This window comes from Pseudaminobacter soli (ex Zhang et al. 2022) (genome assembly GCF_014595955.1).
In the GTDB taxonomy this organism is placed as follows: Bacteria; Pseudomonadota; Alphaproteobacteria; order Rhizobiales; family Rhizobiaceae; genus Kumtagia; species Kumtagia pseudosoli.
This window is the reverse complement of sequence record NZ_JABVCF010000003.1, coordinates 224,565-241,226: the sequence shown is the minus strand read 5'-3', so window position 1 is coordinate 241,226 and position 16,662 is coordinate 224,565. Positions and strand designations below refer to the sequence as shown.

Here is a 16,662-nt window from a genome sequence, read left to right as displayed (position 1 = left end):
ATGAGCCGGTCATTGCAGAACGAAATCGGACTGCATCGGCCCGATGAGAGGGAACCATAAGGTTCCTTGTCAGTTCACTTCCGGTAGGGTTGGGCGTTCAAGCCCACTCTTTGCGAGGTTTCCGATGGGCGGGAAAGACTCCGACGTCTTCGAACTGTTTTCGCAGATATACTCACATACTGCGCGAGAGGAGATGACTCTCCAGGAGTACCTCCTCGCATGTCGCGAAGACCGGTCCATGTACGCAAGCGCCGCAGAGCGTATGGTTGATGCGATCGGTGAACCCACCCTCATCGACACCAGCAACGACGAGCGGCTTGGCCGCATCTTCGCCAACCGCACGATCAAGATCTATCCGACCTTCTCGGAATTTTTCGGCATGGAAGACACGATCGAGCGGATCGTCGGCTACTTCCGCTACGCCGCGCAAGGGCTCGAGGAACGCAAGCAGATCCTCTATCTGCTCGGGCCGGTCGGGGGTGGCAAGTCGTCGCTTGCCGAGCGGCTGAAGAAGCTGATGGAGATGCGCCCGATCTACACCTTGAAGGTCGGCAACGAGATCAGCCCTATCTTCGAATCCCCGCTCGGACTTTTCAATCCGGACAGCATGGGCGACCTCCTGGAAGACAAGTACGGCATCGCGCGACGGCGCCTGAACGGCCTCATCTCGCCTTGGGCGACGAAGCGCATGGACGAGCTCAAGGGCGACATCTCCAAGTTCAGCGTCGTGAAACTGATGCCCTCGCGGCTGCGCCAGATCGGGATCGCCAAGACCGAGCCCGGCGACGAGAACAACCAGGACGTCTCGGCCCTGGTCGGTAAGGTGGATATCCGCCAGTTGGAAAACTACAGCCAGTCGGACCCCGACGCCTATTCCTACAGCGGCGGCCTGAACCGCACGACCCAGGGCCTGCTCGAATTCGTCGAGATGTTTAAGGCGCCGATTAAGGTCCTGCACCCCTTGCTGACCGCCACACAGGAAGGCAGCTACAACGGCACCGAGAATTTCGGCTCGTTCCCATATCAGGGCATTGTGCTCGCGCACTCCAACGAGTCGGAATGGCTGCAGTTCAAGAACAACAAGAACAACGAGGCCTTCCTCGACCGCATCCTCGTGGTGAAGGTGCCCTATTGCCTGCGCGTGGCCGAGGAGAAGCACATCTACGAGAAGCTCCTGCACGAAAGCGAACTTAACGGCGCTCCCTGCGCACCCGAGGTCCTGGATATCCTCAGCCGCTTCACCGTCTCGACCCGTCTCCACCCGCACGAGAACTCCTCGCTCTATACCAAGATGCGGGTCTACGACGGCGAGAACCTGAAGGAGATCGATCCCAAGGCAAAGTCGGTGCAGGAATATCGCGACGCTGCGGGCGTCGACGAGGGTATGACCGGCATCAGCACGCGCTTCGCCTTCAAGATCCTGTCGCAGACCTTCAATTTCGACACGAAGGAGGTCGCGGCCGATCCGGTGCACCTGATGTACATCCTGGAGCAGGCCATCCGGCGCGAGCAGTTCCCGAAGGAGACGGAGGCCGCCTATCTCGACTTTATCAAGTCCGAACTCGCGCCCCGCTACGCGGAGTTCATCGGCCACGAGATTCAGAAGGCCTATCTGGAATCCTACAGCGAATACGGCCAGAACCTCTTCGATCGCTACATCGCCTATGCCGATGCCTGGGTCGAGGATCAGGACTACAAGGATCCCGACACCGGCCAACTCCTCAACCGCGATGTGCTGGACAGCGAGCTTTCGCAGATCGAGAAGCCGGCGGGCATCGCCAATCCGAAGGACTTCCGCAACGAGGTAGTGAAGTTCACCCTCCGCGCCCGCGCCAGGAACAGCGGCCGCAATCCGTCCTGGACGAGCTACGAGAAGCTGCGCGAGGTCATCGAGAAGCGCATGTTCGGCCAGGTCGAGGATCTCCTGCCGGTCATCAGCTTCGGTTCGAAGAAGGACGGCATCACCGAGAAGCAGCACACGGAATTCGTCCAGCGCATGGTGGAACGCGGCTACACCAAGCGCCAGGTGCGGCGCCTCGTCGACTGGTACATGCGGGTCAATAAGGCCGGCTGAGGTGGCGCGGCGGACGGGGTCATGCCGAATGTAATCGATCGCCGCCTCAACCCGAAGGACAAGAGCCTCGGAAACCGCCAGCGCTTCCTGCGGCGGGCCAAGGAGGCGCTTCGGGCAAGCGTTCGCGACCAGATCAGAAGCGGCAAGATCGTCGATGTCGATGGCGATCATTCCGTTTCGATCCCGATGCGCGGAACCAGCGAACCAAGCTTCCAGCATTCCCCCGGAACCGGACGGCGCGGTCACGTGCTGCCCGGCAACAAGGAATTTATGCCGGGAGACCGGCTGCCGAAGCCGAGCGGCCGCGGGGGTGGGGGATCCGGGCAGGGCGCGTCATTGCAGGACGCGGAGGATGATTTTCGCTTCGTGCTGTCGCGGGAGGAGTTCCTGGACCTCTTCTTCGAGGATCTCGAGCTTCCGGACATGATCAAGCTGAACCTGAAGGAGGCGCACTCCTTCAAGCCGCGGCGGGCCGGCTTTACGGTTTCGGGGCCGCCGACCAACATCAATGTCGGACGCACCATGCGCCATAGCCATGGCCGCCGGATCGCGCTGAAGCGTCCGAAGCGCGAGCAGTTGGAGGCGCTCGAGGCCGAGATCGCGCGGATGGAAGCCGAGCCTCACCCCGACCGGGCGCGCATAGCGGAACTGCGCGAGGAACTAGATAGGCTTGTCCGCCGCCGCAAGGTGATCAGCTTTGTCGACCCTATCGACATCCGCTTCAACCGCTTCGACCCCCAGCCTCTGCCTACGGCGAACGCCGTGATGTTCTGCCTGATGGACGTCTCAGGCTCGATGGGAGAGCGGGAGAAGGACCTCGCAAAACGCTTCTTCGTGCTGCTGCACCTGTTCCTGAAGCGGCGCTACGACCGCACGGATATTGTCTTCATCCGTCATACCCATGAGGCTCACGAGGTTGACGAGGAGACCTTCTTCTACAGCACCCAGAGCGGCGGAACGGTGGTCTCCACGGCGCTTGAGGAAATGCGCAGGGTGATTGCCGAGCGCTACCCGGTCAGAGAATGGAATATCTATGCCGCGCAGGCCTCGGACGGCGACAATTTCGCGAGCGACTCGGAGCGATGCATCGATCTCCTGCAGAACGAGATCATGAAGCTCTGTCAGTATTTCGCCTATGTCGAGATCATCGACGAGCGCGAGCGCCATATCTTCGGTTCGACCGACAACGGGACCTCGCTGTGGCGGGCCTATCGCACGATCAGCGAGAAGTGGTCGAACTTCCAGATGAGCCGCATCGCGAAACCTTCTGACATTTATCCCGTTTTCCGCCGGCTGTTCGCCAAGCATCCCGAGCAGAAGGGGCGCGAGCGGTGATGTTGAAAGGCTCGCTTCTGTTCACGGGCTCCGACTGGAATTTCGAGAAGCTCCGGGTGGTCTACGATGCGATCGAGGAGATCGCCGTCAACGATCTTGGCCTCGATACTTATCCCAACCAGTTGGAGATCATCTCCTCGGAGCAGATGCTCGACGCCTACTCGTCGGTCGGCATGCCGCTGATGTACCGGCACTGGTCCTTCGGAAAGCACTTTCTCTACCACTACAATCTCTATCGGACGGGAAGACGCGGGCTCGCCTACGAGATCGTCATCAATTCCAATCCCTGCATCGTCTATCTGATGGAAGAGAACACCATGGCCCTTCAGGCCCTGGTGACCGCGCACGCCGCCTTCGGGCACAACCACTTCTTCAAGAACAACTATCTGTTCCAGCAGTGGACCGATGCCAGCGCGATCCTTGGCTATCTGGACTTCGCCAAAAGCTATATCGCCCGCTGCGAGGAGCGGCACGGGCTGGCCGCGGTCGAGCATGTCCTGGACGCTGCTCATGCCCTGATGGAACAGGGCGTCTTCCGCTATCGCCGGCCACCGCGCCTGTCCTCCGAGAAGGAGCGGGAGGGAATCCGCGAGCGTCTGGAATACGAAGAGCGCACCTATGACGACCTCTGGCGCACCCTGCCTCGTCCGAAAGGCTGGGAGCAGACGTCGGCGGTCAAACAGGCTGCGGCGGAGCGGAAGAAGTCCCTGAAATTGCCCGAGGAGAACCTGCTCTATTTCATAGAAAAGAACAGCCTCGTCCTCGAGCCGTGGCAGCGGGAGATCCTGCGAATCGTGCGGGTGATCGCGCAGTATTTCTATCCGCAGCGGCAGACGCAGGTCATGAACGAAGGCTGCGCTACCTTCGTCCACTACACGATCACGAACACTCTGTTCGATCGGGGTCAGATCAGCGAAGGCGCCATGCTGGAGATCCTGCAGAACCACTCCAACGTGGTCCTGCAGCCGGGTTTCGACGATCCCCGTTTCGGCGGCATCAACCCTTATGCCCTCGGCTTCCAAATGATGCAGGATATCGTCCGCATCGCGACGGAGCCCACCGAGGAGGACCGGGACTGGTTTCCGGACATAGCCGGCAATGGCGACTGGCGCGGCACGCTGCTGGACGCCTGGGCCAACCACCGCGACGAATCTTTCATTCGCCAGTACCTGAGCCCCGCCATGGTCCGCAAATGGCGGTTCTTTGTGCTCGACGACTCCGCGCACGAACCGCATTACGAGGTCGCCTCGATCCATAACGAGCGCGGCTATGAGAAAATCCGCACCGCGCTCGCCAACAGCTACGACATCGGCATGACCCGGCCGGACATCCAGGTGATGGATGTCGACCTGCTGGGCGACCGGCGGCTGCGGCTTCAGCACACCGTCAAAAACGGCGTCCTTCTCGACGAGGCGACCCGCGATTCCACGCTACGGCACATCCGAAATCTCTGGGGCTATGAGGTCAGCATAAGGGGCGTGGACGCAGACACGGGCTCCACGCTTTACGAGCGCTCGACCACGCATATTTCGGGGTAGTGTTCATACTAAAAGCCGCAACAGCTTGACTTTGCGGGCAGTATTGCCAGGCGCGCACGTCCCCGCCATATTGTGTGCGAGCGCAGAAGGCCAGCAGAACAACGAGCACGACCCGAAATTGCTGCACACGCTCAATTCGATGATCGAGATGCAGAAGCAATTGTTGAAGGCGCTCGGCACCGCCACGTCGAAGTACGACAAGGTCGAGAGTGAACTGACCAAGATCTCTCGGCAGGGCCTGAAGCTCCAGGGTGATCTCGCCGAGGAGCGAGGAGACGTGCTGCAGACGAACTCTCGACTTGATGGCCTTGAAACAAGGCTTGCTGCGATCGCTAGCCGGATCGATGCAATAGGTGGGAGGCTGGACGCCTTTGGCAGCAGGATGGACATTGGGCAGCAGGCTTGAAGAGGTCGAGCATGCTGTCGATCAGAACGGGTCCGAAATAAAGGCATCGCAGATCGAGATCGTCGGCCTGCAGAACGAGATTCTGAATGCCCTGCAATCCGGTCTCATGAGTATCGCGGAGATCCAAGAGTTTCGGGGGCGGTTGGAAGCGCTGGAGCGACGCATCGGCCAGTAGGCTGAGTTTACAGACATCTCGCCGAGTAGCCCAAAATCTCGCCAGTAGCGCCGCGAGGTTTTGTTAGCCAATCACCCCGGAAACATGATCTCACCCAGTCCGAGCACGGCGTTGTCGCCGCTGAACCGCCGCGGCGCCAAGCCGAGGATGGGGTGGTCCAGTATGCCCTCCCGGACAAGATAGCGGTCAATGAGGGCGGCGAACACGCTGTCGGGCGCGCCGGATTCCACGAAGCTGGGTGAAAGGCTGGCAGGGGCGTGGTCGAGCAGGATCGACCCGCGCCGCATCAGATAGCCGGGCATCGCGCCGGCCCCGCCGCATACGACCAGCGTTCCCGCGATCATCCTGCAGCCGACGTGGTCGCCAGCGCCTTCGAGGACCACGATCAATCCCCGCCGCATGCGGTCACCTGCGAAATCGCCCGCCCGGCCGGCGACGGTAAGCACGCCACCCGCCATGCCGGCGAGCTCGCCGGCAAGGGGCGCGCCGAGGTAATCGCCGGCATTGCCTGAAATGCTCAGCCGGCCGCCGCGCATTCCGGAGCCGGCATGCGGCCCGCAATCGCCTTCCACGATCAATGTTCCGCCGCGCATCGCGCGCCCGGCCCGCGCGCCGACTTCGCCGATCACGCGAATGGCGCCTTCGCTCATGCCGGTGCCGACGCCGTCGAGCCTGCTGCTGCCTCCCTCGAAGATGATCGTGTCGCCCGGCTCGCCGGATATGCGGAAGACGTCGGCGACGCGGAGAGCACGCCGGGACTGCCCGACCCGCATCGTTTCGATCTCGCTCACAGAGAGGCCGGCGAGGGCTTGCGGGGTAAAGTCGGAAAGGTCGAGCCGCTCCGGCGGCTCGGAGGTCAGGGTGAAGGTCAGCACGCTCACGGCAGCAGGTCCTTCAGATGATAGAGGAACTTGCCGAGCTTGCCGCCGTAGTTGCCGGCGCTGATGCGAGCCGCGCCTTGTTCCGGCCCGAGTTCGACGACGGCCTGGATGCCGGCGCGCATGGCAGCCGCAACGGCATCGCTGGTCTCGCCGTCGATGACGATCTCTAGCACGGCATTGATGTCGGGATCCAGCGCGCTCTTGACGGTCCCCTTGAGCGTGGGCGCGAAGGCGTCGTTGGTGGAAGCAATCATGCCCTTGTACTTGCCGCCGATCTTCGAGCCGGAACGGACAACGCCCCCCGGAAACGGCATGATGACGCCTGGAACCGCATTGATGCGCTCGACCGCGGCCTCGGCGGCGGCCAGCGTCTGGGCGCTGGAGCGGGCGAGCAGCAGGAGATTGCCCCCGCCGACCGCCTCCTTGGTCAGGCCGGTCGTCGCCTCGCAGACGAACTCGCCATCCATGACCGGGATGCGCCAGAAATGCCGGCCGCCGAGCTTCTTCGAGATCTGATAGCCGTCGCCGAAATAGCGGAGCGCCGCGCCCATCTTGAGCTCGGTTGGGCCGATGAGGCCGGCGAAGCAGGCGCTGCCCGGCGACGTCAGCACGCATTGGCCGATGCGGTTCTGGAGCTGCTTTTGCAACTCGTCCGTGCTCATGGCGAAGACCATGACGCGCACGCCCGGACGACCGTCGGGCGTCTCGTCCTCCGACAGTTCGACGTCGATGCCGGCCTCGCAGCCGCAGCCGATGACGGAGGTGGCGAAGCCGGTCATGGTGATCGCCGCCTGCCGCGCCCACTTCCGGTTCGGACCGGTGATCACGATGGCGGTGGCGCGCATCCCGAACGCCTCCGCGAACGTGTCGTCGATCGCGACGCCGTTGACGTTCAGGTCCGGCATGGCACCTCGCCGAAGGGCTGTTCGCGATGGATCGCTGAATCTGGGAAATCGAACCAGTCGAGTGAAAGGCCGTAGCGGCTCTGATGATATTCATCGAGCCGCCGCTTCATCGTCGCCTCCACCGGAGGATTGACCCGCAAAGCCTTGCCCCACCGATAGTGGGTGATTTCCCCGTCCTTGACCACCAGATCGCCGTTCTTGAACACGAGTGCTGCCGAGCCGAGCATCTTTGCGATGCTGGCATCGCGGCGGTAGACCGCGACGTCGGCAAGCGCGCCGGCGCCGAGATGACCGCGGTCGGCGAAACCCAGAAGACGCGCCGGCGCGGCGCGCGTCATGATCGCGATCTCCTCGAACGTGTATTCGCGGGCGAGCGTCGGCAAGGTCGAGTGCTTCATGGCCGACCGCGGCAGTTCCGCGATGACTTCCGCGCGCCGGTCGCGACTCATCAACAGTTCGAACAACTCCGGATAGGCGGTGAAAGGCGCGCCATTCGGGTGGTCGGTCGTGAAGAAGACCCGCCACGGATCGTCGATTAGCAAAAAGAGCTCCAGGCCGATTGCCCACTGCACGGCGCCGTAATAGTCGGGGCGATAGCGATAGGGCACGATGCCGCCGCCATTGCCGTCCCAATCGTAGATGACCGACTTGCGCGGACTTGCCGAGACGCGTGCGAAGAACTGGCGCATCTCGTCGGAGGAGATCGTCACCGTCTGGCCGAACATCACCTGGCCGACATCGATGGTCACCTCAGGCGTGGTATTCACGACATGGGCGAGTTGCGCTGCGGCCGACGCAAAATCCCGCTTTCCTTCTTTCGCGTAACCATAGAACTGGAGGTGGGCGAGATGGAGCGGCAGCCCCTCCGCCGCGCTCATGGTCTCGGCCGCCGTATCCGGCGCACCGGGAACTCCGAGATTGTTGCAGTGGACGTGAAGCGGGTGGGGAATGCCGAGCCGGTTGACCGAGGCCTGCAGCGTCTTGACGATCTGGCGGGAGGTGATGCCGTACGACGGAACGACGTCATCGAAGGAGAAGGTGCGGACATTCTCCCGGAAGGCCATCGAGCCGCCGGCATTGATCACCTTCACGCCGAGCGCTCGCGACGAGGCGACGGTCCAGGTGACGTAGTCGTCGATCGCCTGGGACGAGGCGTTGTCGCGGATCATCGACAGCAGGAAGTCGTCATTGCCGAGGATCGCCAGCGCTCCCTTGTCGATGATCGGGATGTCGGCAAGTTCGAGATGCGTGTGGAGCGCCGATCCCGGAGGCATCGCCGGCTCGATCACCGTGGTGAACCCCATTTTCGCGTAGAGGCAGCCGGTCTGGAAGGTCGACCAGCCGGCATTGGAGAGCGGCGTTGCGTCCGGCCTCGGCAGATGGGCTTTATGCTGCTCGGGTAGGAGCAGGCGCGCGGTGTTCACATTGCCGCCGCCGATATGGGAATGGATGTCGATCGCGCCCGCCATCAAGATGCAGCCCGACGCGTCGAAGACCCGGTCGGCTTGCCCGGATTGAGGCGGATCGACGATCTTCTCGTCTTCGATCCAGACGTCGCCGATGCCGGCGCGCCCATTCGCGGGATCGATGATCTCGCCGCCCGTGATTCTGGTCAGCATGGCAGCGGCACCCCAGGCGTGATGACTTCGGCGATCGAGCGCAGGATCGATGCGGCTGCGGGAGCCTCGGACGGCTCCGTGGCATCGACCGTCCTGAACGTGCCGGTACGGTACGTGAAGACGACAGCGTCATGGTCGATGCCCGGCGTGCCGACCGCGATCGTCACGGCGGCGCCTGGAACCGCCTCGGGCGTCTTCGCCAGTGCTATGAGCGAGGGACCAGCATGGCTGGGCGCTGGCGCGTCGGGCCGTCCCGCAACCCAGACATGCACGTCGGCTTCGCCCGCCTCGATCATGCGCGCAACATCGAATCGCCAGCGATCATATTCGGGATGGCCCGAGCCGAAGCCGGTCCGCGGCGGAAAACCGGTCATCCAGCCCGAGGCGAACATGCTGCCCCAGCCACTCTCGCTGGCGGGCAGGTGGAGCGCCGAGGCGCGCGATTTCAAATTGAGATCGGAGACGAGGCCCTGGAGCATTTCCATCTCCAGGAGATCGCACCCCTTTCCGGAGAACAGAAAGACGGGAAAACGGGATTCGGCGAGAGCGGCCGCGAATTGGTCGAAATTCTCGACCGGCGCGGCGGTCTTCCGCTTGGCGAATTTTGCCCGCAGTGCCGCAAGGGTCGCCCCCAGGCCGCTGCTGCCGCAGGAGAGGTTGGTAGCGGTGCCGCTATTTGGAGGGAGATTGTCCACGTCCCCGATCACGAAGAAGCGGCGGATATTGGATGGAGAAAGGTCCGGGACGGTCTCGGCCAGTTCCGCTATGAGCGGCCAAGCGTAGTCTGGCAGGCTGCCGACGACCACGATCACGTCGGCGCGGCGCCTCGTCTCGCTGGCATCGGCGAAGATGCCGCCTTTGTCCGTGTAAAGCGCCGTCTCGCGGGCCATGACCTCGCCGCCGGCGACGTCATAGGCGCCGCCGACCTGCTCCGCGAGCGCGATTGCGGCGCGCGTGCCGTGGATATCCGTATCGAGAGTGAAAACCGGGCACCTGCTTGCCTTAAGGAGCGAGGCGGCCTGCTCGACTGCCTGCTCCAACGAAGCCTCCCGGTTGCCGATCCAAGCAACCGCCATTCCGTACTACTTTCTGGTGCCTTCCAGGGAGTTTAGGTCAAAGTGTGCGGGCGGTGAACCCCAAAGCCGAGTTGACCGGTCGCAGGCCGTGCTCCGCCTCAATCGTACTTGATGTAGGCAAAACGCTGGTCCGTCTGCGGCGTCCCTTCCAGCGCCCCGCCTTCGTTTCCGGGCTGCCAGTGGACGATCTCCTCGATCTTCTTGGCCAGTTCGAAATCCTTGTCGGTGATACCCCTGGCCGCGTGGTTCATCAGCCGCACCTCAACCCAGGCATAGGAAGCCGTGATGTCCGGATGGTGCCAGGCCGCTTCGGCAAGGTGACCGACGGTGTTGATGACCATCAAGGTCGATTTCCAACTATGGGTCTTGTACTTGCGGCGTATCCAACCTTTTTCGTACGTCCATTTCGGCAGTTCCTTCTGGAGCCTCTCGGTGATCTCGGGCTCGGAATACACCCGCTCCTTGGCCGTCTCGCTCATTGCCGCCTCCGCTCGTTTTCCACCTTGGCACCATCCAAGGCCTAAGCCTCGCCTGTCAGCTTCTTGCCCCGTCGCCGATTCCCGTTATCATGTCACCGGGCACCTTGATTTTCCCGCTTATCATGCACCCATCGGGGGGCAGATGTCGAACACAGTTAAGATAAGAGTGCCCTCCCGGCTTCATCTCGGTTTCCTCGATCCCAGCGGGGATGCTGGAGGTCGTTTCGGTAGTATCGGACTTCCTCTCGGTGAGCCGGAGACAGCGGTGACGCTCTCGCGCGCCGGCGAGACGAGCGTTACGGGTCCTGATTCTGACCGTGCCGGAAGACACCTTGCCACGCTTTGCGACCACCTCGGTATCCGCGCGCGGCATCGCTTGGTCGTCGAAGAAGCGATTCCCAGCCACGCCGGTCTCGGCTCCGGCACCCAGATCGCGCTGGCCGTGGCCGCGGCGCTGCGGACCCTCCACGGCTTGCCGCTTGATCCTGGCGCTGACGCGCTGCTGCTGTCGCGCGGTAACCGCTCGGGGATAGGGATAGCAAGCTTCTCCGACGGCGGCGTCATCATCGACGCCGGGAAGGGGCCTGACGGCGGGCCGCCGCCTGTCATCGCGCGAATCCCGTTCCCGGACGAGTGGCGGGTCATCCTCGTCCTCGACAAGGGGCATGAGGGGCTCCACGGCGACGACGAAATCGAGGCGTTCCGCAGGCTGCCGCCATTCCCGCGCGAAGGCGTCGGCGAGATCTGCGCTCAGGTGGTGATGGGCGTGATGCCGGGTCTCATCCAGCAAGACTTTCATGCCTTTGCGAGCGCGATCTCGGCCATCCAGCAGATGGTGGGAGCCCATTTTGCGCCGGCCCAGGGGGGCGCCTTTACCTCCCGTCGCGTTGACGCGCTGGTGCACGGGCTCGCCGACGCGGGCGTCGCCGGGCTCGGCCAGAGCTCCTGGGGGCCAACCGGCTTTGCCTTCGCACCCTCGGAGGAGGCGGCATTGGCGTTCCTTGAAGCGATTGAGGATAAGCTTGTTCCGGAAACCGAGGTCAGGATAGTGCGCGGCAGGAATTTCGGCGCGAAGATCGCCGAAAACCATCTCGATATGGTAGGCAGCTAAGCGGGTTGGCCGACGGCAGGAAGGGAAAAGACGATGGCACGCAAACACATCCTGCACATGCTGACCCCGCTCAAGCACATGAGCCCGTTCGACGTGAACATGGCGCTCGATGCGGGCTTCGACGCGGTGATCCCTCACACCGAGGTGACCCTCCCCGAAGTGACCGGGCTGGTCCAGGATGCAATCTTCTCCCGCCCGCCGGACGCGGGCGTCGATACTGGCATCTTCATCGGTGGCAAGGACGTGTCGCTCGCGCTCGACATGTTCGACGGCGCCAATAGGGCCATGGTGCCGCCGTTCAAGGTCTCCGTCTTCGCCGATCCGGCGGGATCGTTCACCACGGCGGCAGCGATGCTGGCCAAGGTCGAGAAGGCGCTGGCAGCAAAATACCAACGGGATCTCAGGGACACCCGCATTGCGATCTTCGGAGCCACCGGCGTGGTCGGTTTTTGCACTGCGGTGATCGCCGCGAGGCAGGGCGCGAAGGTCACCGTCGTCGCGCATGATCGCCTGGAGCGTATTCAGAAGGTGGCGACCGAGATCAAGGAGCGCTTCGGCGTCGAGGTGGAAGCAGCCGACGGATCGACTGAAGAGAAAAAGACAGAACTGGTGAAATCGGCGGAAGTCATCCTGGCGGCCGCCAAGGCCGGCATCCGGGTCATATCGAAGTCGCAACTCGCCGAAGCAAAGCAGTTGCTGATCGCGGCGGACGTGAACGCCGTGCCGCCTGCCGGCATCGAGGGACTCGCTGTCCACGCCAATGCCGATCCCCTCGAGTCGACATCGGCTGTCGGAATCGGCCCGCTGGCGATCGGCAATGTGAAATACAAGGTCGAATTCGGCCTGTTCACGAAGATGATCGAGGCCGAGAAGCCGGTCACCTTCGACTTCCAGGATGCGTTCTCCCTTGCACGAGACATCGCAAAGTAGCGCCGGCCTTCTGCTGATCGCGTCGGTATCCGGGCGCGCGCTTGCCGCCGCGGCCCGGTGCGCCGGCTATCGCGCGCGTGTCGCCGATTTCTTCTGCGACGACGACACGAAGGCTTTGGCGGAACGTACCTCGCTGCTGCCGGGTGATCTGCGCGCTGGCATCGACCCGGCTGCAGTCTTGGACACGCTCCGAAGTCTTGCCGATGGCGACGAGGTCTCCGCCGTCATCCTCGGATCGGGCTTTGAGCGCATCCCGGAGGTGGTAGACGAGATCGCCCGGCACTTACCGCTCGCCGGCAACCGTACTGCTGCGATCCGCCGCGTGAAGGATCCGCTGACCCTCGCCGAGGATTGCGCCGCCCTGGGCATCCCGCACCCGAAATTCCGCTTCGAACCGCCGCCGGACCCGGAGAACTGGGTGGTCAAGGCGATCGGCAGCGCCGGAGGAGCCCATGTAGGCCGCGCCGAGAAAACTCCGATCGGGCATGGCCGCTACTTCCAGCAGCTTGTACGCGGCACGAGCCTGTCCGCCCTTTTTCTGGCGGATGGTAGCGAGGCGCGCATGGTCGGCTTCAGCCGGCAGTGGACGTCGCCTTCTCCGACCGCGCCCTATCGCTATGGCGGAGCGGCACGGCTGCGCCGGCTGGATTGTGCAGACGTTGAGATGATTGCCGACCGGTTGTCAGGGTTAGCGGAAAAGGCCGGTCTCGTCGGGCTCTGCAGCGCCGATTTCATTTGCTCGTCCGAGGGCTGGTGTCTGATCGAAATCAATCCCCGACCGGGCGCCACGCTCGACATCTTCGATTCTGCAGAGGCGCCGCTGATGGAGGCACATCTGCGCGCCTGTCGTGGCGAGGAGTTCATCCTGCCACGCTTCGCCGACTCTATGGCCTCGATGATCGCCTATGCGGCTCGCCCGGTGGAAAGCTTCCCCGCCATCGTCTGGCCGGAATGGACGGCCGATCGGCAGCCGTCGGGCACAAGACTGATGGCCGGCGATCCGGTGTGCACCATATTCGCCCGCGGGCCGAGCGCCGCCTCGGCCAGGCGCAGGGCCGGCGCGCTCGCCGCCAAACTCGAGCGGCACTGGACTGGAGTTCCGACATGAAGGACGGCTCCGCCTTCCTCAACGACAACGCACTTAGCATCGCGGACGCCATGGTTCGCGACGCCGAGCGGCTTCGCATCGCGGTTTCGGTCGGACCGTCCGGCGCGCGCCTCATCGACGCCGGCGCCCGCGTCACGGGCGGCATCGAGGCCGGTATCCGCATTGCCGAGATCTGCATGGGAGGCCTTGGCAGCGTTGCCGCCAGCTTCAATCAGGGGGCGGAGAAATGGCCCTACACGATCGAGGTGAGATCGTCGCAGCCGGTGCTCGCCTGCCTCGGATCGCAATATGCCGGCTGGAATCTTTCCACCGAAGGCTATTTCGCCATGGGCTCCGGCCCAGGCCGCGCGCTCGCGCATGCCGAGCCGCTGCATAAGACGCTGACCTACCGCGACCAGTCCTCCTCGGCTGTGCTGGTGCTCGAAACCGCCGAGCCGCCGCCGCCGAAGGTGGTCGAGAAGGTCGCCAAGGCGACCGGCGTGCAACCGCAGAACCTGACCTTCATCTATGCGCCGACACAGAGCCTCGCGGGCAGTGTCCAGATCGTCGCCCGGGTCCTCGAGGTCGCGCTGCACAAGGCTCACGAGCTCAAGTTTCCGCTTGACGATATCGTCGATGGTGCCGGATCCGCGCCCATTCCGGCCCCGCATCCGGATTTCCTGGCGGCCATGGGCCGCACCAACGATGCGATCATCTATGGCGGCACGGTGCAGCTCTTCGTGCGCGGCGAGGCCGATGCCGCGCACGAGCTCGCCGAAAAACTGCCGAGCCGCGCCTCGCGCGACTATGGCGAGCCGTTCAGGGAGGTGTTCAAGAGGGTCAAGGGCGACTTCTACGCGATCGACCCGCATCTCTTCAGCCCTGCGGAGGTGATCGTCACCGCAATCGACTACGGCGAGACCTTCAGGGCCGGGGGCCGAGATTTTGGGATGCTCGAGCGGAGCTTGGGGTAGCCTTTGCTGAGATCGCTTTCGCAAAGGGCGTGTTTCCTTCGAGGCTCGCCCATTCAAGCTGAAACCATACTAGCCAGCGATCTAGAGGGCTCGTACCTCAGGACGGGGCACCTTGGCGCCAACGGTCCTCATCCTGAGGTGCGAGCCCTCTTCGTCGTCGCCGACCTTGACCTAAACTCGAATGGGCGAGCCTTGAAGAACGCACCTTTAGGCCGCAGGAGGCGTGCCCGGTGACCCCGCGTATCCTCATCGTCAACGACGGAGCCGACCGTACCGGCGCACTTGCCTCGCGCCTGCGGTGGCGCGGGGCGGAGGTGGTGGTTGCGCCGCTGGCAGCGATAGCGTTTGACAGCAACTCGCCGAGCGGGCTCGCGATCCCGGGGCTTGGGGAGGCTTTGCCCAATGCGGTGCTCGTCCGCTCGATTGCGGCCGGCTCCTTCGAGGCGATCACGCGACGTCTCGGCGTGCTGCATGCGCTCGGGCGCCTAGGCGTGCCGGTGTGGAACTCCGCCCAGGCGATCGAACGCTGCGTCGATAAGTCGATGACCACTTTCCTGCTGCAGCAGGCCGGACTGCCGACCCCGGCGACCTTCGCGGTGGAGGGCAGGGCCGATGCCGAGGAGATTGCGGCGCGCGAACTCGCCTCTGGCCCGCTGGTGCTCAAGCCACTCTTCGGCGCGCAGGGCAGGGGGCTCCGCCTGATCCAGGCGCCCGACGATCTTCCCGCACCGGAGGAGGTCGGCGATGTCTACTACCTGCAGCGATATATCCGCCGGCCTGGCCCCCCTTTTCGGGATTATCGCGTCTTCGTCTGTGCCGGAGAGGCGGTGGCGATGATGAGCCGCCGCGGCGACGACTGGATCACCAACGTCAATCGCGGCGCCGTTCCCGAGGGGTTGTCGGCGCGCCACCACGAGGAACTGTCCTGGCTCGCCGTCGCGGCCACCGCGGCAGTGGGTGCGAATCTTGCCGGGGTGGACATCATACGCGAAGCGGATGGCGGGGTACTCGTGCTGGAGATCAACAGCATGCCTGCCTGGTCTGGCCTGCAGTCGGTGGTTACGGTCGATATCGCCGACGCGATTGCTGCCGCGCTGCTCAGGTCTCTTGAGGCGAGCATCCAGGGCGCAGCACTGGCACCTCGGGTCCCAGCCGATGCGGGACGGGTTTGATGGCTCTGACCCGCGACCAGATCAGGGCGGCCTACGAGCAGGCCTGCCGGCTGGAGATCGAGGCGCTCAAGCCCGGCAACGTGCACGTCTTTGCGGCCGGCCACGACATGACCGCCGAGCAGTTCCTTCTCAGCGCGCGGGTGTCGTCGGGCCCGCTCACCGACCTCGACTTGCCGATCGGCCGCCGTGTGTTGGAGGCGGTGCGAGCGACAAGGGAAGCCGTCGGGACGAACACCAATCTCGGCATCATTCTCTTGTGTGGACCGATTGCAGCGGCCGCGGCGAGTGGCGGGGAAGACCTCCGCCAAGATCTTGGCCGGGTACTCGAAGCGCTGGGGATGGAGGACACTCGCGCGGTGTTCGAAGCGATCCTGCTGGCGCAACCCGGCGGCCTGGGTTCAGCGGGCGAACATGATGTCCGCGAAGAGCCGAAGGTCGGCTTGCTGGAGGCGATGGCTGCCGCGGCGGACAGGGACCGCATCGCCCGCCAATACGTGACCGGTTTCCAAGATGTGTTCGAAGTCGGTCTGCCGGCGGTGGAGGAAACGCAGCGGCACGGGGGCATGTGGCCGGCCGTCTCCGCCTACATGGCCTTCCTCTCCGCTTTCCCCGACAGCCATGTGGCGCGCAAGTATGGTCCCGCGACCGCAGAGCAGGTGATGCTGGAGGCCCGTGAAGTGCGCGCGGCGCTCGCGGCAGCGGAAAGCCAGCGGCGAGTCCAGATCCTGACGGAATTCGACCAGCAGTTGAAGCAGCGGGCCATCAACCCCGGTACATCCGCCGATCTGACGGTGGCTTGTCTTTTAGTCCACCTTCTTAGCGAGCGCCTTGCATAAACACATTGCCGATGGTTGAATTTTTCAGCGGAGTCCGTCCTCCGCGGCTATCTTGCAAACCGGT

Annotated in this window: 16 protein-coding genes; 11 read left to right on the top strand and 5 right to left on the bottom strand. The window is 63.7% G+C overall.

Translation table 11 applies throughout. The features are described from left to right. Positions 1–124: 124 nt before the first annotated feature. The 5 genes from HUI96_RS07075 (at position 125) to HUI96_RS07055 (ending at position 5,528) form a co-directional block, all read left to right on the top strand. Positions 125–2,074 carry a PrkA family serine protein kinase gene (locus HUI96_RS07075; RefSeq protein ID WP_188253946.1) on the top strand — a complete coding sequence of 650 codons (1,950 nt, stop codon included), beginning with the start codon at positions 125–127 and terminating at the stop codon, positions 2,072–2,074. A gap of 21 nt (positions 2,075–2,095) precedes the next feature. Then, positions 2,096–3,409 carry a YeaH/YhbH family protein gene (locus tag HUI96_RS07070; RefSeq protein ID WP_188253945.1) on the top strand — a complete coding sequence of 438 codons (1,314 nt, stop codon included), beginning with the start codon at positions 2,096–2,098 and terminating at the stop codon, positions 3,407–3,409. Next, positions 3,409–4,947 (top strand): SpoVR family protein, encoded by a 1,539-nt coding sequence (locus HUI96_RS07065; protein ID WP_188253944.1) that lies wholly within the window; start codon positions 3,409–3,411, stop codon positions 4,945–4,947. Before HUI96_RS07070 ends, HUI96_RS07065 begins: the two co-directional genes overlap by 1 nt. A gap of 70 nt (positions 4,948–5,017) precedes the next feature. After that, the gene (locus HUI96_RS07060) at positions 5,018–5,353 is read left to right on the top strand and encodes a hypothetical protein (protein ID WP_188253943.1); all 336 of its coding nucleotides are present in this window, start codon (positions 5,018–5,020) and stop codon (positions 5,351–5,353) included. Beyond that, entirely contained in the window at positions 5,337–5,528 is a 192-nt protein-coding gene (locus HUI96_RS07055; protein ID WP_188253942.1) for a hypothetical protein, read from the top strand. Before HUI96_RS07060 ends, HUI96_RS07055 begins: the two co-directional genes overlap by 17 nt. Positions 5,529–5,599: 71 nt before the next feature. Here the strand turns inward: HUI96_RS07055 and HUI96_RS07050 are convergent, their stop codons facing one another. The 5 genes from HUI96_RS07050 to HUI96_RS07030 all read right to left on the bottom strand — a co-directional run bounded on the left by HUI96_RS07050 (position 5,600) and on the right by HUI96_RS07030 (position 10,488). Beyond that, complete coding sequence (locus HUI96_RS07050) at positions 5,600–6,409, bottom strand: formylmethanofuran dehydrogenase subunit C (protein WP_188253941.1); 810 nt, start codon at positions 6,407–6,409, stop codon at positions 5,600–5,602. Then, positions 6,406–7,314: a formylmethanofuran--tetrahydromethanopterin N-formyltransferase gene (fhcD, locus tag HUI96_RS07045; RefSeq protein ID WP_188253940.1), complete on the bottom strand. Its 909-nt coding sequence runs from the start codon at positions 7,312–7,314 to the stop codon at positions 6,406–6,408. The genes HUI96_RS07050 and fhcD overlap by 4 nt, the downstream gene beginning before the upstream one ends. Next, positions 7,302–8,933 (bottom strand): formylmethanofuran dehydrogenase subunit A, encoded by a 1,632-nt coding sequence (locus tag HUI96_RS07040; protein WP_188253939.1) that lies wholly within the window; start codon positions 8,931–8,933, stop codon positions 7,302–7,304. Before HUI96_RS07040 ends, fhcD begins: the two co-directional genes overlap by 13 nt. After that, the gene (locus HUI96_RS07035) at positions 8,927–10,009 is read right to left on the bottom strand and encodes a tungsten formylmethanofuran dehydrogenase (RefSeq protein WP_188253938.1); all 1,083 of its coding nucleotides are present in this window, start codon (positions 10,007–10,009) and stop codon (positions 8,927–8,929) included. The genes HUI96_RS07040 and HUI96_RS07035 overlap by 7 nt, the downstream gene beginning before the upstream one ends. 98 nt (positions 10,010–10,107) lie before the next feature. Next, on the bottom strand, positions 10,108–10,488 hold the full coding sequence (locus tag HUI96_RS07030; protein ID WP_188253937.1) for a 4a-hydroxytetrahydrobiopterin dehydratase: 381 nt from the start codon (positions 10,486–10,488) through the stop codon (positions 10,108–10,110). Between the two features lie 142 nt (positions 10,489–10,630). Here HUI96_RS07030 and HUI96_RS07025 point away from each other — a divergent pair, with 142 nt between their 5' ends. The 6 genes from HUI96_RS07025 to HUI96_RS07000 all read left to right on the top strand — a co-directional run bounded on the left by HUI96_RS07025 (position 10,631) and on the right by HUI96_RS07000 (position 16,598). Then, positions 10,631–11,599, top strand: a complete 969-nt coding sequence (locus tag HUI96_RS07025; RefSeq protein WP_188253936.1) for a beta-ribofuranosylaminobenzene 5'-phosphate synthase family protein — start codon at positions 10,631–10,633, stop codon at positions 11,597–11,599. 33 nt (positions 11,600–11,632) lie between these two features. After that, the gene (locus tag HUI96_RS07020) at positions 11,633–12,529 is read left to right on the top strand and encodes an NAD(P)-dependent methylenetetrahydromethanopterin dehydrogenase (RefSeq protein ID WP_188253935.1); all 897 of its coding nucleotides are present in this window, start codon (positions 11,633–11,635) and stop codon (positions 12,527–12,529) included. Beyond that, complete coding sequence (locus HUI96_RS07015; protein ID WP_237683999.1) at positions 12,507–13,637, top strand: ATP-grasp domain-containing protein; 1,131 nt, start codon at positions 12,507–12,509, stop codon at positions 13,635–13,637. Before HUI96_RS07020 ends, HUI96_RS07015 begins: the two co-directional genes overlap by 23 nt. Beyond that, a complete protein-coding gene (mch, locus tag HUI96_RS07010) occupies positions 13,634–14,590 on the top strand; it encodes a methenyltetrahydromethanopterin cyclohydrolase (protein WP_188253933.1) in 957 nt (318 codons plus the stop codon). Before HUI96_RS07015 ends, mch begins: the two co-directional genes overlap by 4 nt. A 230-nt stretch (positions 14,591–14,820) precedes the next feature. Beyond that, positions 14,821–15,762 carry a RimK family alpha-L-glutamate ligase gene (locus HUI96_RS07005; protein ID WP_188253932.1) on the top strand — a complete coding sequence of 314 codons (942 nt, stop codon included), beginning with the start codon at positions 14,821–14,823 and terminating at the stop codon, positions 15,760–15,762. Continuing rightward, on the top strand, positions 15,762–16,598 hold the full coding sequence (locus HUI96_RS07000) for a triphosphoribosyl-dephospho-CoA synthase (protein WP_188253931.1): 837 nt from the start codon (positions 15,762–15,764) through the stop codon (positions 16,596–16,598). Before HUI96_RS07005 ends, HUI96_RS07000 begins: the two co-directional genes overlap by 1 nt. The last annotated feature ends 64 nt before the right edge of the window (positions 16,599–16,662 follow it).